19 protein-coding genes and 1 pseudogene are annotated in these 23,942 nt (G+C 72.3%); 10 read left to right on the top strand and 10 right to left on the bottom strand.

The window, feature by feature from the left end; translation table 11 throughout:
• Positions 1-14: 14 nt before the first annotated feature.
• Positions 15-389 (bottom strand): helix-turn-helix transcriptional regulator, encoded by a 375-nt coding sequence (locus IPJ59_RS09595; RefSeq protein WP_293259914.1) that lies wholly within the window; start codon positions 387-389, stop codon positions 15-17.
• Between the two features lie 146 nt (positions 390-535).
• Here IPJ59_RS09595 and IPJ59_RS09590 point away from each other — a divergent pair, with 146 nt between their 5' ends.
• From IPJ59_RS09590 to hutI, 4 genes are all read left to right on the top strand, one after another.
• Complete coding sequence (locus tag IPJ59_RS09590) at positions 536-1,144, top strand: Maf family protein (protein ID WP_293259911.1); 609 nt, start codon at positions 536-538, stop codon at positions 1,142-1,144.
• A gap of 83 nt (positions 1,145-1,227) precedes the next feature.
• Entirely contained in the window at positions 1,228-2,754 is a 1,527-nt protein-coding gene (locus IPJ59_RS09585; protein ID WP_293270975.1) for a fibrinogen-like YCDxxxxGGGW domain-containing protein, read from the top strand.
• 30 nt (positions 2,755-2,784) lie between these two features.
• Positions 2,785-4,458 (top strand): urocanate hydratase, encoded by a 1,674-nt coding sequence (gene hutU / locus IPJ59_RS09580; RefSeq protein WP_293270973.1) that lies wholly within the window; start codon positions 2,785-2,787, stop codon positions 4,456-4,458.
• Positions 4,455-5,711, top strand: a complete 1,257-nt coding sequence (hutI, locus tag IPJ59_RS09575) for an imidazolonepropionase (protein WP_293270971.1) — start codon at positions 4,455-4,457, stop codon at positions 5,709-5,711. The genes hutU and hutI overlap by 4 nt, the downstream gene beginning before the upstream one ends.
• On the opposite strand, the gene IPJ59_RS09570 is transcribed toward hutI, so the two are convergent.
• From IPJ59_RS09570 to IPJ59_RS09545, 6 genes are all read right to left on the bottom strand, one after another.
• Positions 5,708-6,796 carry a ligand-gated ion channel gene (locus tag IPJ59_RS09570; RefSeq protein ID WP_293270969.1) on the bottom strand — a complete coding sequence of 363 codons (1,089 nt, stop codon included), beginning with the start codon at positions 6,794-6,796 and terminating at the stop codon, positions 5,708-5,710. The two genes, hutI and IPJ59_RS09570, sit on opposite strands and share 4 nt — an antisense overlap.
• A gap of 84 nt (positions 6,797-6,880) precedes the next feature.
• On the bottom strand, positions 6,881-7,588 hold the full coding sequence (locus IPJ59_RS09565; RefSeq protein ID WP_293259896.1) for a hypothetical protein: 708 nt from the start codon (positions 7,586-7,588) through the stop codon (positions 6,881-6,883).
• Positions 7,585-8,271 carry an ATP phosphoribosyltransferase gene (gene hisG / locus IPJ59_RS09560; RefSeq protein WP_293259893.1) on the bottom strand — a complete coding sequence of 229 codons (687 nt, stop codon included), beginning with the start codon at positions 8,269-8,271 and terminating at the stop codon, positions 7,585-7,587. Before hisG ends, IPJ59_RS09565 begins: the two co-directional genes overlap by 4 nt.
• A complete protein-coding gene (gene murA, locus IPJ59_RS09555) occupies positions 8,255-9,520 on the bottom strand; it encodes a UDP-N-acetylglucosamine 1-carboxyvinyltransferase (protein WP_293259890.1) in 1,266 nt (421 codons plus the stop codon). Before murA ends, hisG begins: the two co-directional genes overlap by 17 nt.
• Positions 9,521-9,526: 6 nt before the next feature.
• Entirely contained in the window at positions 9,527-10,507 is a 981-nt protein-coding gene (locus IPJ59_RS09550; RefSeq protein ID WP_293270967.1) for a hypothetical protein, read from the bottom strand.
• A gap of 5 nt (positions 10,508-10,512) precedes the next feature.
• Positions 10,513-10,806, bottom strand: coding sequence for a hypothetical protein (locus IPJ59_RS09545; RefSeq protein WP_293259884.1), 294 nt, complete (start codon positions 10,804-10,806; stop codon positions 10,513-10,515).
• Positions 10,807-11,252: 446 nt separating this feature from the next.
• On the opposite strand from IPJ59_RS09545, the gene IPJ59_RS09540 reads away from it, so the two are divergent.
• From IPJ59_RS09540 to IPJ59_RS09530, 3 genes are all read left to right on the top strand, one after another.
• The gene (locus IPJ59_RS09540) at positions 11,253-12,113 is read left to right on the top strand and encodes an OmpA family protein (RefSeq protein WP_293259881.1); all 861 of its coding nucleotides are present in this window, start codon (positions 11,253-11,255) and stop codon (positions 12,111-12,113) included.
• A 32-nt stretch (positions 12,114-12,145) separates the two neighbouring features.
• Positions 12,146-13,096 (top strand): tetratricopeptide repeat protein, encoded by a 951-nt coding sequence (locus tag IPJ59_RS09535; protein ID WP_293270965.1) that lies wholly within the window; start codon positions 12,146-12,148, stop codon positions 13,094-13,096.
• Positions 13,097-13,252: 156 nt separating this feature from the next.
• Complete coding sequence (locus tag IPJ59_RS09530) at positions 13,253-16,513, top strand: serine/threonine-protein kinase (protein WP_293270962.1); 3,261 nt, start codon at positions 13,253-13,255, stop codon at positions 16,511-16,513.
• Positions 16,514-16,703: 190 nt separating this feature from the next.
• On the opposite strand, the gene IPJ59_RS09525 is transcribed toward IPJ59_RS09530, so the two are convergent.
• The gene (locus IPJ59_RS09525) at positions 16,704-17,873 is read right to left on the bottom strand and encodes a hypothetical protein (RefSeq protein ID WP_293259872.1); all 1,170 of its coding nucleotides are present in this window, start codon (positions 17,871-17,873) and stop codon (positions 16,704-16,706) included.
• 483 nt (positions 17,874-18,356) lie between these two features.
• Complete coding sequence (locus IPJ59_RS09520; protein WP_293270960.1) at positions 18,357-18,503, bottom strand: hypothetical protein; 147 nt, start codon at positions 18,501-18,503, stop codon at positions 18,357-18,359.
• Between the two features lie 217 nt (positions 18,504-18,720).
• On the opposite strand from IPJ59_RS09520, the pseudogene IPJ59_RS09515 reads away from it, so the two are divergent.
• Together IPJ59_RS09515 and tssH are read left to right on the top strand one after the other, a co-directional pair.
• Positions 18,721-18,930: pseudogene (locus IPJ59_RS09515) on the top strand (hypothetical protein); the annotation flags it as partial.
• Positions 18,869-21,337, top strand: coding sequence for a type VI secretion system ATPase TssH (tssH, locus tag IPJ59_RS09510; protein WP_366524575.1), 2,469 nt, complete (start codon positions 18,869-18,871; stop codon positions 21,335-21,337). The pseudogene IPJ59_RS09515 and the gene tssH, both read left to right, overlap by 62 nt.
• 11 nt (positions 21,338-21,348) lie before the next feature.
• Here the strand turns inward: tssH and IPJ59_RS09505 are convergent, their stop codons facing one another.
• Entirely contained in the window at positions 21,349-21,936 is a 588-nt protein-coding gene (locus IPJ59_RS09505; protein WP_293259863.1) for a hypothetical protein, read from the bottom strand.
• Positions 21,937-22,292: 356 nt separating this feature from the next.
• Between IPJ59_RS09505 and IPJ59_RS09500 the strand changes: the two genes are divergently transcribed.
• Positions 22,293-23,879, top strand: a complete 1,587-nt coding sequence (locus IPJ59_RS09500; RefSeq protein ID WP_293270959.1) for a vWA domain-containing protein — start codon at positions 22,293-22,295, stop codon at positions 23,877-23,879.
• Positions 23,880-23,942 lie beyond the last annotated feature (63 nt).

Genomic DNA, 23,942 nt, shown 5'->3' with positions numbered 1-23,942 from the left:
AGCGGCGGTGAATGCTACTCGCCAGGCTCGCCCGACGCGTCCCCGAGCAGGTCCGCGTCGGTCGGCAGGCTCTCCCCCTGGTGCAGGATGAGCTGCAGCAGATCTGCGACGCTGCGGTGGCTCTCGATCGGGTGGCGCAGCGGATGGTTGCGGTGCACCACGTACGAATTGCGCCGGCCGTTGCGTCGGCGGGTGATAAAGCCGGCTGTCTCGAGCTCGGTCACGATGCGTTGCACGGCGCGTTCCGTGATCCCCACGCTGTCCGCGACATCACGCAGACGGATCTCCGGATCTTTGGTGAGGCAGAACAGCACATGGGCGTGGTTGGTCAGGAAGGTCCAGTCAGGAACTCGATCGGGCACGGGGCGGTGCTCCAGGTCGCTAGGCAAGAGGTTTCAGCACATGCAGAATAGATGTGCGATGTCAAGCGCATGATGAGCGCGTAGGCCTCCACTGGTCAAGCGGTACGACACCGTTCTTCTCACCCTGAATCAGCTCGATGCAGACCGCGGCCGAGCTGTCCTACGCTCGCACGATGCCCCGAACGCTGGTGCTCGCCTCGACCTCACCGTATCGCCACAAGCTGCTCGCGCAGCTCGACCTCGACTTCCTCGGCGCCGCCCCTGACTTCGACGAGCGCGCCGAGGACCACCTCCTCCCGCAACTCGGCGTCGATCGCTTCGCCCTCCACCTCGCCCACGGCAAGGCGCAAAGCCTCCGCGCCGCCCACCCGCGCGCCTGGCTGCTGGCCGCCGACCAGCTCGCGCTGCTGCCCCCGGGTGAGCTGCTGCACAAGCCCGGCACGCCCGAACGCGCCGTCGATCAACTCATGCGCATGTCGGGCCGCGTGCTCGAGCTGGTGACCGGGGTCGTGCTGCTCAACGCCGAGACCGGCGCGGCGCACGAGGCGATCGACCGCCAGCTGCTCACGCTCCGCGCCTTCGGCCGCGCCGAGGCCGAGGCCTACGTGACGCGCCATCGCCCGCTCGACTGCGCCGGCAGCTTTCGCATCGAGGACGCGGGCATCAGCCTGTTCGCGCGCATCGACGGCGCCGACTTCACGGGCATCATCGGCCTGCCCCTGCTCGCCGTCTGCCGCCTGCTGCGCGGTGTCGGCCTGCTGCCCGCCGACGCCGTCCCCTAAAGGTCACGCCCTCCCGCCGATTACGGCCCGCAGCGGCCCACAGCGGCCCACAGCGGCCGGCAGGCCCGTTTACGCTGATCAGCATGACCTCGCCTCGCCTGTGTTCTGGTTGCCTCGCGCTCCTCGCCCTCACCGCCTGCAGCAGCGCCGACCCCGGCCTGACCGAGAGCACCACCGACTCCCAGAGCGGCGGCTCCACCTTCGACCCCAACCTGCCAGGCAGCACCACCGGCCTCGAGCTCTCGACCACCGCCGACGCCCCGACCGGCGGCGTCTCGATCACCTCCACCACCGGCTTCAAGGACTTCGGCTCCTCCGCCACCGCCACCGACCCCAGCAGCGACACCGTCGAGGTCTCCGGCACCAGCGGCTCGACCGGCGACGAGCCGCCGCCCGAACCGGTGTGCGGCGACGGCGTACTCGACCCCGGCGAGGCCTGCGACGCCGGCCCCGCCAACGCCGACGACGCCGCCTGCACCCTCGCCTGCAAGACCGCGAGCTGCGGCGACGGCCTCGTCCAGGCCGGCGTCGAGCTGTGCGACGACGGCAACCAGCAAGACGACGACCTCTGCGTCGCCGGCTGCCTCCCCGCCGCCTGCGGCGACGGCTTCGTCGGCCCCGGCGAGGCCTGCGACGACGGCAACAACATCGACGACGACGCCTGCGGCAACGACTGCGCCCCGCAGAGCTGCGGCGACGGCAAGCTGCAGATGAACCAGGGCGAGACCTGCGACGACGCCAACAAGGACAACGGCGACGACTGCCTGACCACCTGCGTGCTCGCCAGCTGCGGCGACGGCGAGCTCCACCAGGGCGTCGAGACCTGCGACGACGGCAACGCCGACGACAGCGACGCGTGCACCAGCTTGTGCAAGCCGCCCGCCTGCGACGACGGCATCCAGAGCGGCGCCGAGACCGACCTCGACTGCGGCGGCCCGAGCTGCGCCGACTGCAAGCTCGGCCAGGGCTGCAACCTCGACACCGACTGTGAGACCGCCGCCTGCGACGCCGGCAAGTGCACCCTCCCGACCCGCTGCAAGCAGATCAAGGACGCCAAGCCCGAGGCCAAGGACGGCGTCTACACCATCGACCCCAAGGGCGGCGACGCCTTCGACGTCTACTGCGACATGACCGTCGACGGCGGCGGCTGGACCTCGCTGGTCCACCTCACCGACCTCGCGCGCCTCAACTACAGCCTCCCGCACACCCAGGTCGCCCTGTCCGAGGCCGCCCGCTTCTGGATCCTCGCCGAGAAGCAGAACCCCACCTACGAGGTGCTCGCCTACAACGGCCTCGCCAACACCAACTATCAGGCCGGCGGCCCCGCCCCCACCGACACCGGCTGGACCTGGAACGGCGTCCCCTGGAACAACCCCGGCGGCTGCCATGTGTACCAGCAGCTCGTGCTCGTCCAGGCCGAGAACCTGCCCCCGCGCTCCAACGGCAACCCGCACTACAACGGCGGCCAGTCCTTCAACGCCGCGCTGACCCCCGTCGCCCTCCCCACCGCGAGCCTGATCGGCGTCGCCACGGTCGCTAACTTCCCGTCGATCCACATCGGCTGCGTCGGCTGGAACGTGCTCAAGGACCCGATCGTGTGGGTCCGCTGAGCCCGTGACGAAGTGATACCCTCGCCGCCGATGCACGCCCCCGCCCCGACGATCCGCGCCCCGCGAGGCACCGCCCTGTCCTGCAAGGGCTGGCAGCAGGAGGCCGCCCTGCGCATGCTGATGAACAACCTCGACCCCGAGGTCGCCGAGGACCCGCAGCACCTCGTCGTCTACGGCGGCACCGGCAAGGCCGCCCGCTCCTGGCCCGACTACCACCGCATCGTCGCCAGCCTGCGCGAGCTCGGCGACGACGAGACCCTCATCGTCCAGAGCGGCCGCGCCCAGGGCATCTTCAAGACCCACGAGGACGCCCCCCGCGTGCTCCTCGCCAACAGCCTGCTGGTCCCCAAGTGGGCCACCCTCGCCGAGCACCAGCGCCTCGAGGCCCTCGGCCTCACCATGTTCGGCCAGATGACCGCAGGCTCGTGGATCTACATCGGCACCCAGGGCATCGTCCAGGGCACCTACGAGACCTTCGCCGCCTGCGCCCGCGAGCACTTCGGCGGCGACCTCCGCGGCCGCCTCATCGTCACCGGCGGCCTCGGCGGCATGGGCGGCGCCCAGCCCCTCGCCGCGACCATGAACGGCGCCGCGATCCTCTGCGTCGAGGTCGACCCCCAGCGCATCGAGCGACGCATCGCCTCCGGCTACCTCATGCGCCGCAGCGACGACCTGGACGAGGCCCTCACCCTCCTGGACGCCGCCCGCAGCAAGCGCGAGGCCCTCAGCGTCGGCCTCCTCGGCAACTGCGCCGAGGTCCTCCCCGAGCTGGTCCGCCGCGGCATCATCCCCGACGTCGTCACCGACCAGACCTCCGCCCACGACGAGCTCCACGGCTACATCCCCGACGGCCTCTCCCTCGCCGACGCCGCCGACCTGCGCCACCGCGACCCGGCCGAGTACGTCACCCGCAGCGTCGCCGCCATGGGCAAGCACGTCGCCGCCATGCGGGCGATGCAGGACCGCGGCGCCGTCGCCTTCGACTACGGCAACAACATCCGCGCCCAGGCCGTGAAGGCCGGCGTCGACGATGCCTTCGCGATCCAGGGCTTCATCCCGCTCTACATCCGCCCGCTGTTCTGCTCGGGTCAGGGCCCGTTCCGCTGGGCCGCGCTCTCGGGCGACCCGCAGGACATCTACACGACGGACCGCGCCATCCTCGAGCTGTTCCCCGAGAAGGCCGCCCTGCGCCGCTGGATCGGCCTCGCCCAGCAGCAGATCCAGTTCCAGGGCCTCCCCTGTCGGATCTGCTGGCTCGGCTACGGCGAACGCGAGCGCGCCGGCCTGCTCTTCAACGAGCTGGTCCGCAGCGGCAAGGTCAAGGCGCCGATCGTCATCGGCCGCGACCACCTCGACTGCGGCAGCGTCGCCTCGCCCAACCGCGAGACCGAGGCGATGAAGGACGGCTCCGACGCGATCGGCGACTGGCCGGTGCTCAACGCCCTCCTCAACACCGCCGCCGGCGCCTCCTGGGTCTCCGTCCACCACGGCGGCGGCGTCGGCATCGGCTACTCCCTCCACGCCGGCATGGTCGTCGTCGCCGACGGCTCCGACGGCGCCGCCCGCCGCCTCGCCCGCGTCCTCGTCACCGACCCCGGCATGGGCGTCGTCCGCCACGTCGACGCCGGCTACGACGAGGCCCTCGCCTTCGCCCGCGAACACGACGTCCGCATCCCCGGCCGCACCATGCTGGAGGACGCGTGAGCGTCACCGTCCTCGTCGAGGCCGCCCAGCTGCTCACCCTCGCGGATGGCCCCAAGGACAGCCCGCGCGCCGGCCCGGCCCAGCGCGAACTCGGCCTGCGCCGCGGCCACAGCGTCATCCTCCGCGACGACCGCGTCGCCTGGGTCGGCCCCGAGCGCGAGCGACCAGCCACCCCCGGCGCCGCCGAGATCGACTGCCGCGGCCGCGTCGTGATGCCCGCCCTCATCGACAGCCACACCCACCTCGTGTGGGCCGGCGACCGCAAGGACGAGCTCGAGCTGCGCCTCGCCGGCGCCGACTACGAGCAGATCTTCGCCACCGGCGGCGGCATCCTCGCGAGCGTCCGCCAGACCCGCGCGACCGACGACGACACCCTGCTCGCCGAGAGCCGCGCCCGCCTCGAACGCATGCGCCGCAGCGGCACCACCAGCTTCGAGATCAAGAGCGGCTACGGCCTCGACCTCGCCACCGAGCTGCGCCAGCTGCGGGTCGCCCGGCGCCTGGCCCAAGAGACAGGTGCCCGCGTCCGCACCACCTGCCTCGCCGCCCACGCCCTCCCCGCCGAGCTGCGCGAGCACGCGGACGGCCGCGCCGAGTTCATCCGTCGCATCTGCAGCGAGATCCTCCCCTCCGTCGCCGCCGCGGGCCTCGCCGACGCCTGCGACGTGTTCTGCGACCGCGGCGCCTTCAGCATCGACGAGGCCCGCGAGGTCTGCCTCGCCGCCCGCGCCCTCGGCATGCAGCTGCGCCTCCACGCCAACGAGTTCGGCCACACCGGCGGCGCCCGCCTGGCCGCCGAACTCCGCGCCCGCTCTGCCGACCACCTGCTCCACCTCGACGACACCGAACGCGAGGCATTGCGCGCGGCCGGCGTGGTCGCCACCCTGCTACCCGGGACCTCGCTGGTCCTCGGCAAACCCTACGCCGACGGCCGCGCCCTCGTCCGCGCCGGCGTGCCAATCGCCGTCGCCACCGACTGCAACCCCGGCAGCTGCGCCCTCGAGAGCCTGGCCATGGTCCTCGCCCTCGCCTGCTACGGCTGCAAGCTGTCGCCCGCCGAGGCGCTCTGCGCCGTCACCCACAACGCCGCCTGCAGCCTCGACCTCAACCACGAGGTCGGCCGCATCGAGCCAGGCATGAGCGCCGACCTGCTGGTCCTCGCCACCCCCGATTACCGGGACCTCGTCTACCACGCCGGCTCGCCCCTGATCTCCCAGGTGTTCCAGCGCGGCCACTGCATTTGGGCCGTCTAGCCGCGACTCAGCGCGATCACCACCAGCGCCAGCGTCCCGAGCAAGAACAGCGACAGCAGCCCGACCATCGCCCGTCGATGCACCCGGATCGCCGCCTCCAGCTGGTCCGACTCGACCATCCTGGCCGTGCGCACCACCACCGCGAGCCCCGCGATCACGAACAGGTACGCGCCCACATAGATCTTGTCCATCAGCACCAGGTAGTCGACATCCGGCATGTCCGCGTTCAGCGTGATCTGCAGGGCCACGATCGTCAGCAGCGCCGTGATCCCGATCGACAGGCGGGCGTCGACGTAGGTCGGCTTGAGCACGAACATCAGCGACGCGCAGGCGATCACGCACAGCACCGGCAGCAGCAGCTTGATCGCGTAGGTCCCGCGCGGCCGGTGGATCGGCAGGCGCAGCGTCACCCGCGAGTAGCTCTCGGGCTCCAGCGCCCGCGTGTCGCCGAACTTGGTCGGATACTGGAAGTCGCGGATCTCGAGGCTCGCCGCCTCGCTGCGGTAGCCCGGCAGCACCATCGCCGGGTTGACCGTGAAGCCCTCCGCGTCCTCCACGTAGCCGAGCTGCTTGCTCGGCCACACCGAGTCCTCGAACGAGACCTCGATCGTCTGGCGGTCGAAGGGATAGTTGTAGAGCAGGAACTTGCGCGAGAAGCGGCCCTGCACGTGCACCACCTGGTACAGGCTGCCGTCCGGCAGCAGCTTGGGCGCCTCCCAGTTCGCCGAGCGCACGTGACCCCAGCTGTCGTTCGCGTTGGTGAACTCGAAGGAGCTCGCCGGGTCGATGTCGGGATTTTTCCAGCGAAACCAGATGTACACGTCGACGAGATAGCTGTGCAGCTTGAGGTCGATCGTCTGGATGTCGTTGAGGAAGGCCCCGACGTGCACGGTCTGGTGCTCGGTGATCTCCTTCTCCGGCTCCGCCTCGGCCTCCTTCTCCGGCTCGGCCTCCGCCTTCGCCTTCTCCTCTGCCACGACCTCCACCCCGGGCGGCTCCGCCTGGGCGAAGACCTGCGTCAGCGGCACGCAGAACAGCACGAGGACCCACAGCAGCAGCGCACGCGACCAGAACTTGTGGTTCACCCCGCGATGCTGGCAACCCGCGCGCCCCCGCGCAAAATAACGGCGAACACTCGGGTCCACCTCCGCGGAGCAGGTCGCCGCGAGCTACCCGATCTGGACCTCGGTGAAGAACTCGCGGGTCACGGTCCGCAGCTTGCTGTCGACCATGAACACGTGCGCCCGCCCCATGTGCCCGTCGAAGTCGACCAGCAGCCACACCTCGACCGCCCAGTGCTTGCTGTTCGCCAGGCACGGCGGGGTCCAGCCGATCACGACCGGCGGCCCGAGGTTGTCGTGGCTGCGCTCCCGCATCGATCGCTCGTAGCCCGCGTGGCCGCGGACCGCCGCGAGCACGTCGCGGACCACCGGCTGCTGCACGCTCTTGCGCCAGTCGCTGAAGAAGCGCAGCTCCTCGACCTCGTGGCCGCCCGGGCGGACCAGGCCGACGTAGGTCTCGCTGGCGTCGATCTCCCCGTAGTCGGGCACATCGAACTCCGGGTACAGGTTGCCGGCGTCGATCTCGCGGTCGCGGCCCTTGAGCGCGTTCTCCACGTCGGCCGCCTCGCGGTCGGTGTAACTGAGGTAGAGGCGGATCAGGCTCGCCTCGCTCGGCAGGCGGTGGTCCCAGTCGAGGACCACGTGGGCGCCGGCGTAGCGGCGGTCGCCGAACGCGATGATGTCGGGGAGGGAGGCGGCGAGGCGCTTGCGCTGGTCGGGCGTCGGGCCGAGGCCCTGCTGCGCGATGCGGGTGTGGACCTTGAGGCGCTGGATGAGGGCCGCGCGGACCAGGGCCGGGTCGTCGTGTTTGCTCATGCGGTCCTTGGGGTCGACTGTGCCAGAGTATTCCGGGCCGCGACGGCCGCTCGCAGCGCGGCGATCGTGCGCGCGACGGCGGCCTGTTTGAGCTTGAGGCTCGCGGGGTGGACGATGAGCCTGCTGGTCACGTGGAGAATGGTCTCGACCTCCCGGAGCTCATTTTGCCGGAGCGTCTCGCCGCTCTCCACTAGATCGACGATCTGGTCGGAGAGCCCCGTGATCGGTCCCAGCTCGACCGAGCCGGCGAGCGGGATGATCTCCGGGTGGATGCCGAGGGAGCGGTAGTGGCTCCGCGCGAGGCGCGGATACTTGGTCGCGACCCGCAGCGCCATGCCTCGCCGCAGGGTCACCGGGCGAACCAGCGGCTCGGCGACGGCGAGCCGACAGGCCCCGATCGCCAGATCCACGGGCTCGTAGAGGTCGCGCGCTTCCTCGCACAGCGTGTCGTAGCCGGCGATGCCGAGGTCGGCGACCCCGTGCTCGACGTAGGTCGGCACGTCGACCGGCTTGACCAAAAGCACGCGCAGTCCGCCCGCGAGGTCGTGCAGCAGGCGGCGGTCGAGCTCGCCCGCGGCGAGCGCCGAGAGCTCGAGCCCGGCCTGCTGCAGCAGCGGGATCGCCTGGGCCAGGATGCGCCCCTTCGGCAGCGCCAGGGTGAGGCCGTCAGTTCGGGGCGCCATGGAACCTGCGGATCTTCGCGCCGACCTGGCGCAGTCGTTTCTCGATGGTCTCGTAGCCGCGGTCGAGGTGGTACACGCGGCGGATCTCCGTCTTGCCCTCGGCGACCAGACCCGCGAGCACCAGGCTGGCGCTCGCCCGCAGGTCGGTGGCCATCACCGTCGTGCCGCTGTACTTCGCCGGGCCCTTGATGATCGCCACGTTGCCGTTGACGTGGATGTCGGCCCCGAGGCGCACCAGCTCCGGCACGTGCATGAAGCGGTTCTCGAAGATCGTCTCGGTGAGGATGCTCTGACCGTGCGCGCAGGTCGCGAGCACCATCATCTGCGCCTGCATGTCGGTCGGGAAGCCCGGGTGGGCCCGGGTCACGATGTCGATCGGTCGCAGCGCCTCCGGGCCCTGCACCCGCAGCCCGCGCGGCTCGACGATGCAGCGCGCCCCGGCCTCCTCGAGCTTGGCGATGACCGCGTGCAGGTGGTCGACCGGCGCGTGCTCGAGCAGCACGTCGCCGCCGCAGATCGCCGCCGCGACCATGAAGGTCCCCGCCTCGATCCGGTCCGGGAGGATCGCGTGGTCGATGCCATGCAACACATCGACGCCCTCGATCTCCATCGCCGAGGTGCCGGCCCCGTGGATCTTGGCGCCCATCTTGTTGAGCACCAGCGCCAGCTCCTGCACCTCCGGCTCGCGGGCGACGTTCTCCAGCCGCGTCGTGCCCTTCGCCAGCGCCGCCGCCATCATCACGTTCTGCGTGCCGCCGACGGTGATCACATCGAAGGTGAAGCTCGCCCCGCGCAGCCGCTTCGCCTTCAGCTCGACGTAGCCGTGGGCCAGCTTGATCTTCGCCCCGAGCGCCTCGAGCCCGCGCAGGTGCTGGTCGATCGGCCGGGCACCGATCGCGCAGCCGCCCGGCAGCGACACCCGACAGCGGCCGTAGCGGGCCAGCAGCGGGCCCATCACCGTGACCGAGGCCCGCATCGTCTTGACCAGCTCGTAGGGCGCCTCGAGCGGGCCGGCGCCGACCCCCGCCGCGTCGATGACGAGCGTGCGGTCGCCGGTGACGACGCAGCCGAGCCCGGCCAGCAGCTCGCTCATCGTCTTCACGTCGCTGAGCCGCGGGACGTGGCGCAGGGTCGTGGTGCCGGCGGTCAGCAGCGCCGCGCACTGGATCGGCAGGGCCGCGTTCTTGGCCCCGAGGATGCGGATCTCTCCGCGCAAGCGCTGGCCCCCGTGAATGACGATCTTGTCCATCGGCTCCTAACGCCCCTGTCCGGTGGTTTTGTCCCGCCCCGCGAGCGCCGCGAGCAGCGCGTCGCGCTCCGCCAGCGTCGCCGCCTCGGGGCTCCAGCCCGCCGCCACGAGCCCGCCCGGACAGGCGTCGATCGCCGCCAGCCGGACCTCGCGCTCGATGCCCGTGTACCCGTGGTGGATCCTCGTCTCGCTGTAGATCAGCCGGCCCTGCGTGAGCGACACCAGGGCCACGCGCTCGCTCCAGATGCCCTTCGAGAGCGGCTGCCCGTCGCTCCAAAAGCTGGAGATCTCGGCGACCCGGTCGTCGCCGAGCTGTGACACCCCGTCGAGGCGCTCGCGCCACGACATCGTCGCGCACGGCCGCATGTGGTTCTCGGGCCCTCCGCCCCGCGTCTCCGGGTCGACGCACGCCGAACGGTTGCACCGCGCCTCGACCCGCGCCCCCCGCCAGGTCTCCCCAACTGCCACCATCCGCCCCGGCAGCGCCGGCCAGCCGAGCGCCAGCGCGTCCTCCACCGGATCCCAGGTGCGCTCGAAGCACGCCGCGTCCGGCGAGGCCGGCCCCGCCAGCCCCGCCGACAGCGCGAACTCCCGCTGCAGCGGGCGACCTTGCGTCTTCGGCCCGCGGAACAAGCTCCGACCGACGAACACCCTGTCCTCCGGGACAGGTCCCGAGGGCCAGGCCTCAGCCCCGTCCTCGGGCCCGGCCACGGCCAGGTAGCTGTCACTGTGCTCGGCCTGGGTGCGCAGCATGGCCTCGAGGCCGGGCGGATAGCCCTCGTCGATGCGCACGAGAAACACCTGCGTGCACCCGCTCGGCGGCTGCCAGGCGAGCGTGGTGACCCGCTCATCGCTGGCGACCGGCGCCAGCCCGAAGGCGTCGACGAGGGCAGCCGGCGGCGCCCGTTCGGGTGCCTCGGGCTCGCACGCGGTCCCGACCAACATCAACGAGGCCAAGGACGCGGCGCTGGCGACGACGGAGCGCATGCGTTTCAGGCGACCATGAAGGCGCCGAGGCGGCGGCGGATCTCGTCGTCGGGCAGGCCCGCGGAGTCCTCGTCCTGCGCGTTGAGCTCCGCGACGATCGCCTCGACCTCGGCGCGCGCATCGAGCTTGCGGTCGTCCGCGATGAACCCGGAGAACACGGTCTCACCGGCAGCGGCGCGGGCGATCTCTTTGCCGCGGTTGTGCTCGTCGAGGTCGGTGAAGAAGACGTAGCGGAAGGCGCGATTATAGTCCGTCTCGCGGTAGATCTCGAACATCGTCTTCTGGTCGACGGGCGCCATGGCGGCGAACCATGCCAGAGCTCATGCAGAAGCAAAAGCAGGCCGCAGATCCCTGCGACTCGCCACGCCCCCGACACCACCGCGGCCACCACCGCCACCGCCACCGCTGCGGTCACCCGCGCTGCCGCGGGCACCGCGGCCCCTGCGCAGGCCCCGCGCAGGCCTTCGGCGCACGTGAGGCCCGGACCACGGCGCCCCGATCACCGCGCCGCAGCGCCCAGGCCAGCATCACCCCGCAGCGCCTCTCACGACGCCTCCCACGCCCGGCCCCGCCGCTGCGTCCCTCCAGATCGGCCCTGTGGTTGACACTGCGCGCCCGGCAAGGCTATCTCTGGGCCCGCAGCGCGAGCGGCACGCAGCCGTCGCTCTGTCGAACCGAGCTTTCCCGTCGGTCTGTTCTGTCGGAAAACTTCCCCGCCCTCCCGGAGCCGCCTAACATGCGCGCCATGCTGTCCCGCCTGACTCCACATCTGCTCGCCCTCGGCGTCGCTGTCCTGGGCCTGTCGACCACGGCGTGTAAAAAGCCCGAGTACCCCGCGTGCAAGAAGGACAAGCACTGCAACGTCGACCTCGACGAGAAGTGCGTCGACGGTCAGTGTCAGAACTGCAAGATCGACACCGACTGCAACGGCAAGGGCCCCAACGGCGCCAACTGGAAGTGCGCCGAGTTCCGCTGCCAGGACCCCGCCCTCATCCCCGCCGGGGGCACCCCCGGCGCCGACATCGGCAAGCCCTGCACCCAGACCCTCGACTGCACCGGCGGCACCGTTTGTGTGGCCGGCTCCTGCGCGGCCTGCAACGACAGCCTGCAGTGCTCGCCCGGCACCTGCGACATGGGCACCGGCCGCTGCCTCAGCCCCGGTGAAGGCCCGGCCGGCACCCAGTGCCAGACCGACGACCAGTGCCCGAACATGGACGAGATCTGCGACAACGGGAACTGCGTGTTCTCCGGCGTCTCCGAGGGCGGCGGCCCCAACCCCTGCCCCGAGACCGAGACCCTGTACTTCGGCTTCGACTCGCCCAACCTCGAGCCCGCCGACCAGGACAAGCTCAAGGCCCTCGCCGAGTGCATGAAGTCCAACGCCACCCGCGAGGTCATCCTCGAAGCCCACGCCGACTCCCGCGGCACCGAGGAGTACAACATCATGCTCACCGACAAGCGCGGCAACAACGTCAAGGAGTTCCTGCAGCAGCTCGGCGTCGACCCGACCCGCATGAACGTCGTCTCCAAGGGCGACCTCGAGGCCACCGGCTCCGACGACGCCAGCATGCAGAAGGACCGCCGGGTCCAGTTCGTGTGGCAGTGACGCCGACTGCGGCAACCACGACGGCGACCGCGATGACGATGACACCGCGTCCCCGAACCGGCCTCCCGAGCACCACGCTCCGGGGGGCCGTCCTCGTGCTCGCCACGCTCGCTAGCACCGCCTGCCTCACCCTGAAGGCCGAGCACAACGAGCTCGCCGCCCGCGTCACTCGCCTCGACCAGGCCACCGGCGACCGCGGCGCCCAGCTCGACGAGAAGCTCGCCGAGGCCGACCGCAAGCTCGCCGAGCTGCAGTCCAAGCTCGACCAGGCCGAGACCCTGCTGCGCGGCAGCCAGGCGGGCATCGGCGCGCGCATGGACAAGGTCGAGGGCGAGACCGCCGAGCTGCGCGGCGCCGCCGAGAACGCCGAGTTGGTCGCGACCGCGGGTCAGCAGGCCCAGCAGGAGCTCCGCACCGAGGTCGACCAGCGCCTGCGCACCCTCGAGGAGAAGCTCAACGAGGCGACCAACATCCCCGAGGGCAAGGACGAGCTGTGGGCCGAGGCCGAGCGCCAGCTGCAGAAGAAGAACTACAAGCTGTCGCGCCAGCTGTGGCGCACCTTCATCTCGCGCTACCCGGGGGACCCCAAGCTCCCGGCCGCCAACTTCCAGGTCGGCCTCACCTTCTTCAGCGAACGCGACTACAAGAGCGCTCTCGGCCAGTTCTACCGCATCATCCAGGACTTCAGCGAGGACCCGATCGTCCAGGACGCGCTCTACTACTCCGGCCTCGGCTTCGCCAAGCTCGGCCAGTGCAAGAACGCCACCGCCTACTTCGAGGCCCTGCTCCGCCCCAAGTCCGGCGCCAGCCCGCAGTACCAGAAGGCCGCGAAGGACCAGATCGACATCCTCAAGAAGGACACCGGCGATCTCTGCTTCGACCGCGAAGATGTCAACGCCGGCGCCGCCGCCAAGCGCGGGGTCCAGGAGACCCAAAAAGAGCCGGCCAAGGCCCCCGTCCCCGCGACGAAGCCTCGCAAGTAGTCGCCCGCGGATGTCGCCGGGCGCGTGACCAAGTCGTCGCCCGCGAAGCCCCGCAGGTGCCGCCCGCAAACCCCTACGCACGGCGACCCGAGCGTCCACGCCACCGTCTCGCAGACGTGACGCAACTCGCAGCCCTGAGGGTTATCCTGACGGGCCGTGGCAGGTCCCAACCACCGCGACGAGCAACGCGGCTCCACCGCGGACAGCTCGTCGCGCCCCGAACAGCCGCAACGCAGCCCTGAACCCGGCCTCACGAGCACACAACCAGGGCCCACCCCGCTGCCGACCCGCATCGGCCGCTTCGCCGTGCTCGAGCAGCTCGGCAGCGGCGGCATGGGCCTGGTCTGCGCCGCCTACGACGCCGAGCTCAACCGCAAGGTCGCAATCAAGCTCCTGAGCCCGCGCCTCGCCGTGTCCGGCCGCAGCGACCTCGCCCACGCCCGCCTCCTCCGCGAAGCCCAGGCCATGGCCCGCCTGGCCCACCCCAACGTCGTCACCGTGCACGAGGTCGGTACCCACGGCGAGCTCGTCTACATCGCGATGGAGTTCATCGTCGGCGTCACCCTCAAGCACTGGCTGCGCCGCCGACGACCCTGGCGCGAGGTGCTCGCCGTGTTCCTGCAGGCCGGCCGCGGCCTCGCAGCCGCACACGCCGCCGGCCTCATCCACCGCGACTTCAAACCCGACAACGTGATGGTCAGCGAGGACCGCAGCGGCGCGGTCGAACGCGTCCGCGTGTTCGACTTCGGCGTCGTCCAGGAGACCCGCGAGGCCGCCATGCGCCAGAGCTCGTCGAGCCACTCCCTGCGCACCCCGAACCCCGACGGCCGCCGCCACCCCACGCCCGAACCAGAGCGCAACGACACCCCGAGCGAACCCCTGCGCCGCGCCCTCGGCCGCTCGCTCCCGCCGCAGACCGACCTCACCACCCCACCCGAGCCGCCCGACTCCCTGCTCTCCCACGACAGCCACAGCCTCCCCGGCGACGAGCTCTACGTCACCGGCCTCACCGCCGCGGGCGCCCTGGTCGGCACCCCGCTCTACATGGCCCCCGAACAGTACGACCAGGCCGCCGACGAGCGCAGCGATCAATTCAGCTTCTGCTGCGCCCTCTACGAGGCGCTCTACCGCCGTCGCCCCTACGGCGGCGACACCCCGGCGAAGCTGCAACAGGCCAAGCTGCAGGGCGCCCTCCGCCGACCCCCGCGGCAACACGACATCCCGACCTGGCTGCACGCCGCCGTCATCCGCGGCCTCGCCACCAACCCGACCCGCCGCTTCCCCTCCATGGACGCGCTGCTCGGCGAACTGTCCCGCGAACGCCGCCGCCGCGCCCCGCTCGCGATCGCGGCGCTGATCGCCGGCGTCGGCCTCCTCGGGCTCACCGCCGGCCTGGCCTGGACCTTCACCCGCGACCCCGCCGACGCCTGCCACAACGCCGCCGCCAGCCTCGACCCGCTGTGGAACCCCACCGTCCGCGACCAGATCCACGCCGCCTTCCGCGCCTCACAACGACCCCACGCCGAGACCGCCTGGACCACCGTCGACGCCCGCATCGCCGACTACGCCGTGGCCTGGAGCGAGCAACGCGTCGACCTCTGCCGCGCCGCTCGCGACCCACAGACCGGCCACCAGCTGGCCTTCCGCAGCCTCTGCCTCGAGCAGCGCCGCGAGGAGCTCGGCGCCCTCATCGGCCTCCTCACCCGCGCCGACGGCGAGGTCGTCGACAACGCCGTCCAGGCCGCCACCCAGCTCCAACCAGTCCGCGCCTGCGACGACCCCTCCTCCCAGATCGGCCAGCCACCCCCACCCGCCAGCGAGCTGCAGGCCGGCGCCCGCGCCCTCGAGCACCGAATCGCCGAGCTCCGCGCCCTCGAACAGACCGGCAAATACGCGATCGGCCGCGACCTCGCCGAGGCCGTGCTCCGCGACGCCCGCGCCCTCGCCCACCCGCCGCTGATCGCCGAGGCGCTCTACTGGCAGGGCCTGCTGCACAGCCGCGTCGGCGCGGCCCGGACCGCCGAGGCCGCACTCATCGAGGCGATGCAGCTCGCCGAGGAGAGCCGCCACGACCTCTTCGTCGCCCGCGCCGCCACCGAGCTCGTCCGCGTCGTCGGCGTCGAGCAGGAGCGCCACGCCGAGGGCATGGTCTACAGCACCATCGCCGCCGGCGCTCTCCGCCGCCAGAACGACACCCAGGGCGAGATCACCAGGCGCGGCTACCTCGGCCACCTCCACGAGCTGCGCGGCGACCTGCGAGCCGCCCTCGCCGAGTACACCCTCGCCCTCGAGCAAGCCCGCAACAGCTACCCCGCCGAGGACCACCCCCAGGTGGCCACCGCCCTCGACGACCTCGCCGGCATGCAACAAAAACAGGGCGACTACGCCGCGGCCCAGACCAACTACACCAGGGTGCTGCAGATCCGCGAGGCCACCCAGGGCCCCGGCCACCCCCGCGTCGCCGAGGCCCTCGGCCACCTCGGCCGCGTCGCCCTCGACCAGGGCCAGCACGAGCGCGCCCGCGGCCTGTTCGAGCGAGCCCTCGGCCTATGCGACGACCTGCGCGCGTGCAGCCCCGCCGACCGCGCCGAGGCCCTCGTCAACCTCGGCCGCGTCGAACAGACGATGCGCCACAACCCCGAGGCGCAGGCCCGGCACGAGCAAGCCCTCGCCCTCTACGAGTCGATCTACGGCCGCGAGCACGGTAAGATCGCCGCCCTCCTGGTCGCCCTCGGCGGCCTCGCCAGCCAGCAGGAGCGCCATGACGAGGCCGCCGCCTACTACCAGCGAGCCCTGGCGATCCAGAGCAAGCTGCACGCCGAAGACCACCCGGCGATGGCAGCGATCCACGCCCGCCTCGGCACCCTCGCCCGCCTCCGCGGCCGCCCCGACGAGGCCCGGCTCGCCCTCGAGAAGGCCCTGACGATCCACGAGCGCTCGACCACCTTCGAGAACTCCGACCTCGCGGAGATCCTCGACGAGCTCGGCCTCGTCGCCCGTGTTCAGGGGCGCCTGGTCGACGCCCTCGCCCTCCACGCCCGCGCCCGCGCGATCTACCGCCGCAACCTCCCCGAGGGCCACCCCGCGGTCGTCGCCGCCACCCTCCACCTCGCCGAGGACCAGCTCGAACAGGGCGAGAGCGGCGCGGCCGAGGCCCTGATCGCCGCCTCCCTGCGCGCCCAGGAGCAGGCCGCCGCCTCACCCGACACCCTCGCGCCCACCCGCTTCCTGCTCGCCCGCACGCTGATCGCCCCGCGCCCCCGCAGCCCCGACGAGCCACCATCGCCCCAGCAGCTCACCGCCCGCCGCCAACAAGCCCGCGCCCTCGCCGAGTCCGCCCTCGCCTCCGAGCGCCTCACCCCCGGCCACCGCCCCCAGGTCGACGAGATCTCCGCCTGGCTGCAGCGCCACCGTTGAGCGGAAACCTGTCCCAAGGGACATCAACACCTGTCCCACGAGACAGCCAAGCATGTCCCAAGGGACATCAACACCTGTCCCACGAGACAGCCACGCCCAGCATGTCCCGAGAGACAGCTCGACCTGTCCCGTGAGCGCCTACCCCCAAGCATGTCCCAAAGACCAGCTCCACCTGTCCCGCGAGCCAACCTCAGAAGCGGCCCGCGAGCGCCAACCCGAGCCCGCCGCGGCCCATCGTCGGCGCGAGCGCCAGGCTGTTGCGCTGGCGCTGCTGGTAGATCCGCGAGCGCACGAGCCCCGCCGCGGCGCCGAACACCAGGCCGCTGCCGAGCCCGAGGCCAGCGGCCGCGAAGGTGTGCTGGTTGGCGCGCAGCTCGAGCGCACGCATGTGGTTCGCGTCGCCCCAGCGCGCGTCCGCGGCGATCTCCCGCTCGAAGCCGCGGGCCGCGAGGGCCGTGGCGAAGCTGCCACCCGCCACCCCGGCGCCGCCGAGCACCAGCTCGAAGATCCACGCCCGCCGGCGCCGCCTCGGGTCATCGAACAGCCCGGTCAGGCCGGCGAGCAGCACCCCCGAGCCCGCGCCGATCAGCGCCCCCCCGACGCCGCGCCCCGTCACCGCCGCCGCCAGCGTCGCGTCGCAGCCGGACAGCTCGTCGCAGCTGCTGCCGAGCGCCGGCCGCACCCGCGTGAACTGCCACCCCACCGTCACCCCCGCGCCCGCGCCCAGCGTGACGCCGCCGAGCCCGACCAGCGCGCCCACCAGCCGGCGACGCTGCGGCTGCGGCAGCCCATCCGCCGGCAGGCGAAGGTCGAGCTGCAGCGGCTCGCCCGCCTGTGTCCCCACCTCGATCAGCAGGTCGACCCGCGCCAGCCCCGGCTCGTCGATCCGCACCCGCCACGGGCCCGGGTCGAGCTGCACGGTCGCCGCCCGCGTCGCCCCGGCCCCTGCCGGCACAAGGAACTCGAGCGGCGGCCGCTGCTCGCCCGGCGACTGCGCGAGGAACTCCGCACGCAGCCGCAGCGGGGCCTCGCCGCTTCGCGCTGGCATCTGCGCCCGCACCGTCACCGGCGTCACCGCCCCCTGCGCCGCCTGCAGCTCGCTGTACACCACCTGCGTGTCCGCGGCCGTCAGCTGCCCGCTCGCCACCAGCTGGCTGAGGTACGCCAGCACGTGCGCGTACTGCCCCGCCGCCGCCCGCGTGCGCGCAGCCGCCAGCAGCAGCTCCGGCGCGTGCCGCCCGTCGTACAGCGCCTCGTAGATCGCGGCCGCCTCCGCGAAGCGGCCCGCCGCGCGCAGCTCCGCCGCCGCCCGCAGGCGGTGCACCTCGTTCGCCAGCCCCGGCTCGAACGCCGGCGTCACCGCGCCCGTTCCCACCGGCGCCGCGCCACCTGGCCCCTCACGCCCCGCCCCGAACACCGGCGTCACCGCGCCCGTTCCCACCGGCGCCGCGCTGGCTGGCCCCTCACGCCCCGCCCCGCTCTCCGGTCCCCCGCTCCCCGACCCGCTCCCCGACTCGGCCGTCGCGCCGCTCCCCGGCGCGGGTCCTGGCGTCGCCGCCCTGGTCTCCGGCCCGACCCCCCCGGTTTCTGGCGCGACCACCCCGGCGGCGGGCGCCGCGAGCAGGAGTGCGAGTGCACAGGCGAGAGACATCCTGAAGCTCGGTCGACCGCCACTATAGGCCCCCGGCGCCGCCCTGACCAGCCGCCAGCTCACCTGTCCTGAAGGCCAGATCCATACCTCGACGCGACGAGGGGTCTGCGCCAGCGCGTCGCAGCTAGTCACGACGCGCCCACAGCGACGGACTCCGTCGCCGCCACCGCCGCAACGGACTCCGCGACCGCGTCAGCGTGTCGCCGCCAGCAGGCACTGCTGCGCCTGCGACAGCTCGGTCGCCGCCTCGACGCACACCAGCGTCTCACGCGTGACCTTGCCGGCCGGCAGCTCCTCCCGGCAGCGCGCGACGAACTCCACGTCCGCATCGCCCATCATCGTCACCGATCCGCGACCCGCCCACAAGCCAGTTCGCGTACGCGACACCACACATCCTGTCGCCACGCCTTATCGATCCGCGACCCACCCACAGGCCCGCGCTGCACCACGAATCACCAGTTCATGTAAGCGACACCACACATTCTGTCGCCGCGGCTCACGCGATATGTTCGTGTGCAGATAAATCGCCGCCATCGCGTGCACACGCACCGAGCATATGCCATCACCTCGGCCGACCGCTGTCTCGCAAGGAGTGTCGCTCATGCTGCTGCGCACCGACCCCCAGGCGCTCGTCCGCCGCCTCGATCCCGCCTGCACCCGCGCCCTCGAGGCCGCCGTCGCCGACGCCGCCGCCGGCCGCTTCCATCAGGTCGCCCCGGAGCACCTGCTCGCCGCCCTGCTCACGGCAGACGAGCCCCGCCAGCTGCTCACCCAGCTCCACCAGGACCCCGCCCGCAGCCTCGCCGCCACCCAGGCGATCGTCCAGCGCCTGCGCCAGGGCAACCCCGGCCGCCCCGTCCTCGCCGAGGGCCTGCTCCTGTGGCTCGAGGACGCCTGGCTGCTCGCCTCCGTCGAGCACGCCCGCGGCCGCGTCAGCCCCGGCGAGCTCCTGCTCGCCCTCCTCGCCCACCCCGGCCGCTACACCGGCGAATCGCTGGCCGCCCTGCAGATCCCCCGTCGCCCCGCTGCGAGCCCTCGTCGCCGACCTCACCGCCCCCATAACAACCACCACCAGCGAGCCCGACGCCCTCGCCCGCTACACCGTCTCCTTCACCGCCCGCGCCCGCCGCGGCGAGCTCGACCCGGTCCTCGGCCGCGACGCCGAGCTGCGCCAGCTCATCGACATCCTCGCCCGCCGCCGCAAGAACAGCCCGATCGTCGTCGGCGAGCCCGGCGTCGGCAAGACGGCCCTCGTCGAGGGCCTCGCCCTCGCGATCGTCGCCGGCGAGGTCCCGCAGACCCTCGCCCGCTGTGAGCTCCTCGGCCTCGACCTCGGCCTCCTCAGCGCCGGCGCCAGCGTCCGCGGCGAGCTCGAGCGCCGCCTCAAACAGCTCATCGCCGAGATCAAGGCCAGCCCCGCGCCGATCGTCCTGTTCATCGACGAGGCCCACATGCTCGTCGGCGCCGGCGAACACCGCGAGCTCGCCGACCTGCTCAAGCCCGAGCTCGCCCGCGGCGAGCTGCGCACCATCGCCGCCACCACCTGGGCCGAGTACCGCCGCTACTTCGAGAAGGACGCCGCCCTCGCCCGCCGCTTCCAGCCGGTCAAGGTCGAGGCCCCCGACCTCGCCGCCACCATCCGCATGCTCCGCGGCCTGCGCGACCGCTACGAGCACGAGCACGGGGTCGTCATCGCCGACGCCGCCATCATCGCCGCCGCCGAGCTGTCCGACCGCTACCTCGGCGGCCGCAAGCTCCCCGACAAGGCGATCGACCTGCTCGACACCGCCGCCGCCCGCGTGAAGATCGAACAGGAGTCCCCACCCGCCCCGCTCATCCAGCTGCGCGACCGCCTCGCCCACGCCCACAGCGAACACAGCGCCCTCCAGCGCGACCTCGACGAGGGCCGCGACCCCGGCACCCTCCGCCTCCCAGCCCTCGCCGCCGAGATCGCCGAGCTCACCACCCAACACGCCGCCCTGCACAACCACTGGCAAGCCCAGCAGCTCGCCGTCACCGAGCTCGTCCGCGCCCGCGAGGCCCTCCGCGCCGCCCCGCCGCCCGAACGCCCCGCCGCCACCGCCACCCTCGCCCAGGCCCGCGCTCACGCCCGCGAGCTCGCCGGCGACAACCCCCTGGTCCACGCCGAGGTCGACCGCGACGCCGTCGCCCGCGTCCTCGCCGACTGGACCGGCATCCCCGCCGGCAAGCTCCGCCGCGACGCCACCCGCCCCCTCCTCGATCTCGAGACCACCCTCCACGCCCGCCTCCGCGGCCAGGACGACGCCGTCCAGATCGTCGCCGAGGCGGTGCGCATGGCCCACGCCGGCGTCCGCGACCCCGACGCGCCGATCGCCGTGCTCCTGCTCGTCGGCCCCAGCGGCGTCGGCAAGACGGAGACCGCCCTCGCCCTCGCCGAACACCTCTACGGCGGCGAACGCCAGCTCCTCACCCTCGCCCTCAGCGAGTTCTCCGAGCCCCACAGCGTCGCCCGCCTCATCGGCGCCCCGCCCGGCTACGTCGGCCACGGCGAGGGCGGCCTGCTCACAGAGGCCGTGCGCCAGCGGCCGCACTCGCTGCTGCTCCTCGACGAGTGCGAGAAGGGCGACCTCGCCGTGATGAACCTGTTCTATCAGGTGTTCGACAAGGGCAACCTCGCCGACGCCGACGGCCGCATCGTCGACTTTCGCAGCACCCTGATCCTCCTCACCAGCAACCTCGCCGCCGACACCATCTCGGAGCTCCACCGCCACGGCCACCCCACCCTCACCGAGCTGCGCGCCGCGATCGAGCCGACCCTCGCCCGCCACTTCCGCCCCGCGCTGCTCGCCCGCATGACCGTGGTCCCCTACCGCCCGGTCGGCTCCGCAATCCTGCGGGAGATCGCCGCGCTCAAGCTCGCCGCCCTCGCCGCCCGACTGCGCCGCGCCCACGCCATCGAGACCCTCTTCTCCCCCGCCCTCCTCGACACCCTCGTCGACCGCTGCCTCCACAGCGACGCCGGCGCCCGCTCCCTCGAGCACCTCCTGCGCGGCTCCCTCATGCCAGCCCTCGCCCGCGGCGTCCTCGAACAACTCGCCGCCGACCACCACCCCACCACCCTCACCGTCGACCTCGCCAGCGACCACTCCTGGTCCCTGCAATTCTCGAGCACCCCGGCCCGCGCAGCCTGAGCGCCATGCCCTCAGCGCCCACCCGGCCGCACCACCCGGGCCCGCCGCCGCTCGCGGCTGTCCTTCTTGATCTCGAGCTCCACCGTCAGCGCCCGCTCGCCGCGGCGCAGCACCAGCACCTCGTTGCGCTCGCCCAGGCTCTCGCGCCGCCCAGCTTGCAGCCGACGTCGCTCGCGCACCGCCCCGCGATAGCCAGCGGCCTCCCGGTACTCCGCCCGCGCCGGCAGCGACGCCAGGCGATAGCGGCCGTCCTCCGTCTCGACGAACCCATACGCGCACGCGCTCGCCTCACACGCCCCCGCGAACGCGATCCACAGGCGCGGCGCCCCGTTCACGCCGTCGCGGGCGACGACCTGCCCGGCGGTGCCCCGACCGACGATCTCCCGCAGCGGTCGCTCCCGCGTGCGCACGCGGATCTCCCGGTCGACCGCCACCGTCCGCTCGAGCGCCAGCTCCGGGTACTCCGCGACCAGCCGCTTGCTGACGTAGACCCGCACGCTCGTCGCCGCCGCACGCTCGTCGAGCTGCGCGAGCTCCCCGGCGGTGAGCGCCTGCCTGCGGGCGCAGCCCGCCGTACACACCAAGATCCCCGTGATCATCCATCTCCACATCATCGCCCCCAACCTGACTCGAGCGACACCTCGAGTCAAAGCAACTACGCACATATTGATCGCACCTCCCGCGGCCCACCCACAGCGCACAATCCCACGACCCGCCGCCGAATCACCACACCGACGATATCCCCGACCCGCGACCCGCCGCTCTCCCGGTCGCGCTCGGCGACGTCCATCGATTCGCAACCCGGGGGTCGCCGGCCCGTGAGGCCTCGCCCCCGCCAATGCCGGCACGCCGACCAGGGCTTCGCGGCGCCGATGAATTGCCCGGCGTGGGACAGCACCGCGACGGGCATAAATTCCCCAGACCGCCCGCCACCCTCACGCGTACGAGCCGCCGCATGCGCCTCGCCCACCGCTCCCCCGCCCTCCGTCTCCTCTCCGGCCTGGCCCTCTGCGCCCAGATCCTCCTGCCCGGACTCGCCGACGGCCGCAGCCCGCCCCGCGACGACAAGGAGGAGCGCCACCCCTACAAGATGGCCGCCCCCTCGCCCGCGGCCTACAGCTTCTCCGCCGACCTCGAGATGGGCGCCACCCCGGGCGGCGCCCAGGATATCAGCTACTTCCGCGACCGCGTCGCCGCCGGCGAGGTCCCCCACGCCAACACCTTCACCCCCGAGGGCCTGTTCAGCGAGCACGACCTCCCGCTCACCACCCGCAGCAAGTGTACGCAGACCCTGTGCGCCACCGGCGAGGCGATGGCCTCCGCCCTGCTCGTCCAGCCCGAGGTCCGCTACCTCGCCCAGCTCGGCTTCTCCTCCGGCCTCGACCCCAAGACCTTCAAGCGCAGCCCCGTCCACCTGGTCGCCGTCATCGACAAGTCGGGCTCGATGTCCGGCCAGCCGCTCGAGCTCGTCAAGGAGAGCCTGCTCAAGGTCCTCTCCCAGCTAAACCCCGACGACGAGCTCTCGATCGTCCTCTACGGCGACCGCTCGCACGTGTACATGCAGCCCACCGCCGTCCGCGACCGCCCCGCGATCGCCCGCCAGATCCAGGGCATCGCCAGCGCCGGCTCGACCAACATGGAAGAGGGCCTCGCCGTCGGCTTCTCCCTCGCCAGCGCCCACAAGTTCGCCGGCACCACCCGCGTCATGCTGTTCACCGACGAGCGCCCCAACGTCGGCCGCACTGACGCCCAGAGCTTCATGGGCATGGCCCGCGACGCCTCCCGCTCCGGCGTCGGCATGACCACCGTCGGCGTCGGCGTCCAGTTCGGCGCCGAGCTGGCCACCGCGATCAGCAGCGTCCGCGGCGGCAACCTGTTCTTCTTCCCCGACGCCCAGAAGATGCAAAAGGTGTTCGAGGACGAGTTCGACACCATGGTCACCGAGCTCGCCCACGACATGCAGCTCGAGCTGCGCCCGGCCAAGGGCCTCAAGATCGCCGGCGTCTACGGCATCCCCGGCAAGGCCCTCAAGTGGATCGACGGCGGCGCCATCTCCCTCTCGATCGAGACGATCTTCCTCAGCCGCAAGAAGGGCGCCATCTACATCGCCCTCAGCTCCGACACCGGCCCCGGCCTGCCCGAGACCCAGGTCGCCCTCGGCGCCGCCGTCGCCAACGTCAAGCTCGACTACCGCGAGCGCGCCGGCCAGCAGATCCGCAGCCAGGTCGCCCTCACCACCGTCACCCCCGCCGCCGCCAGCCTCGGCCTCGTCCGCGGCCGCCTGCTCGTTGACCAGAGCACCAGCCTCACCCGCGCCGCCACCCTCCACCACGAGAAGAACGACCAGGAGGGCGCCTACCAGGCCGTCCACACCCTCGCGTCGATCTACCGCCAGACCCAGGACCCCACCCTCGCCGACGAGCGCACCCTCGTCTTCAACCTCGAGCGCACCCTCGCCAAGCTCTCCGGCCACGCCGGCGAACCCAGCAGCCCAGTCGCCGGCATCGACCGCATCAGCGGCCTCCCCCTGCGCACGAACTGATAGCGACCTGTCCCCCAGGACAGCTCACATCCCCGGCGGCCGCGTCCCTCGCACCAGCACAAA

Source organism: Nannocystis sp., assembly GCF_016714285.1.
Lineage (GTDB): Bacteria > Myxococcota_A > Polyangia > Nannocystales > Nannocystaceae > Nannocystis.
This window is presented reverse-complemented; position numbering and strand designations above follow the sequence as displayed.

Coding starts and splice junctions, on each gene's coding strand:
- IPJ59_RS09590 (WP_293259911.1), top strand. CDS start 536: ATGCCCCGAACGCTGGTGCTCGCCTCGACCTCACCGTATCGCCACAAG.
- IPJ59_RS09585 (WP_293270975.1), top strand. CDS start 1,228: ATGACCTCGCCTCGCCTGTGTTCTGGTTGCCTCGCGCTCCTCGCCCTC.
- hutU (WP_293270973.1), top strand. CDS start 2,785: ATGCACGCCCCCGCCCCGACGATCCGCGCCCCGCGAGGCACCGCCCTG.
- IPJ59_RS09565 (WP_293259896.1), bottom strand. CDS start 7,588: ATGAGCAAACACGACGACCCGGCCCTGGTCCGCGCGGCCCTCATCCAG.
- hisG (WP_293259893.1), bottom strand. CDS start 8,271: ATGGCGCCCCGAACTGACGGCCTCACCCTGGCGCTGCCGAAGGGGCGC.
- murA (WP_293259890.1), bottom strand. CDS start 9,520: ATGGACAAGATCGTCATTCACGGGGGCCAGCGCTTGCGCGGAGAGATC.
- IPJ59_RS09550 (WP_293270967.1), bottom strand. CDS start 10,507: ATGCGCTCCGTCGTCGCCAGCGCCGCGTCCTTGGCCTCGTTGATGTTG.
- IPJ59_RS09545 (WP_293259884.1), bottom strand. CDS start 10,806: ATGGCGCCCGTCGACCAGAAGACGATGTTCGAGATCTACCGCGAGACG.
- IPJ59_RS09540 (WP_293259881.1), top strand. CDS start 11,253: ATGCTGTCCCGCCTGACTCCACATCTGCTCGCCCTCGGCGTCGCTGTC.
- IPJ59_RS09535 (WP_293270965.1), top strand. CDS start 12,146: ATGACGATGACACCGCGTCCCCGAACCGGCCTCCCGAGCACCACGCTC.
- IPJ59_RS09520 (WP_293270960.1), bottom strand. CDS start 18,503: ATGATGGGCGATGCGGACGTGGAGTTCGTCGCGCGCTGCCGGGAGGAG.
- IPJ59_RS09505 (WP_293259863.1), bottom strand. CDS start 21,936: ATGATCACGGGGATCTTGGTGTGTACGGCGGGCTGCGCCCGCAGGCAG.
- IPJ59_RS09500 (WP_293270959.1), top strand. CDS start 22,293: ATGCGCCTCGCCCACCGCTCCCCCGCCCTCCGTCTCCTCTCCGGCCTG.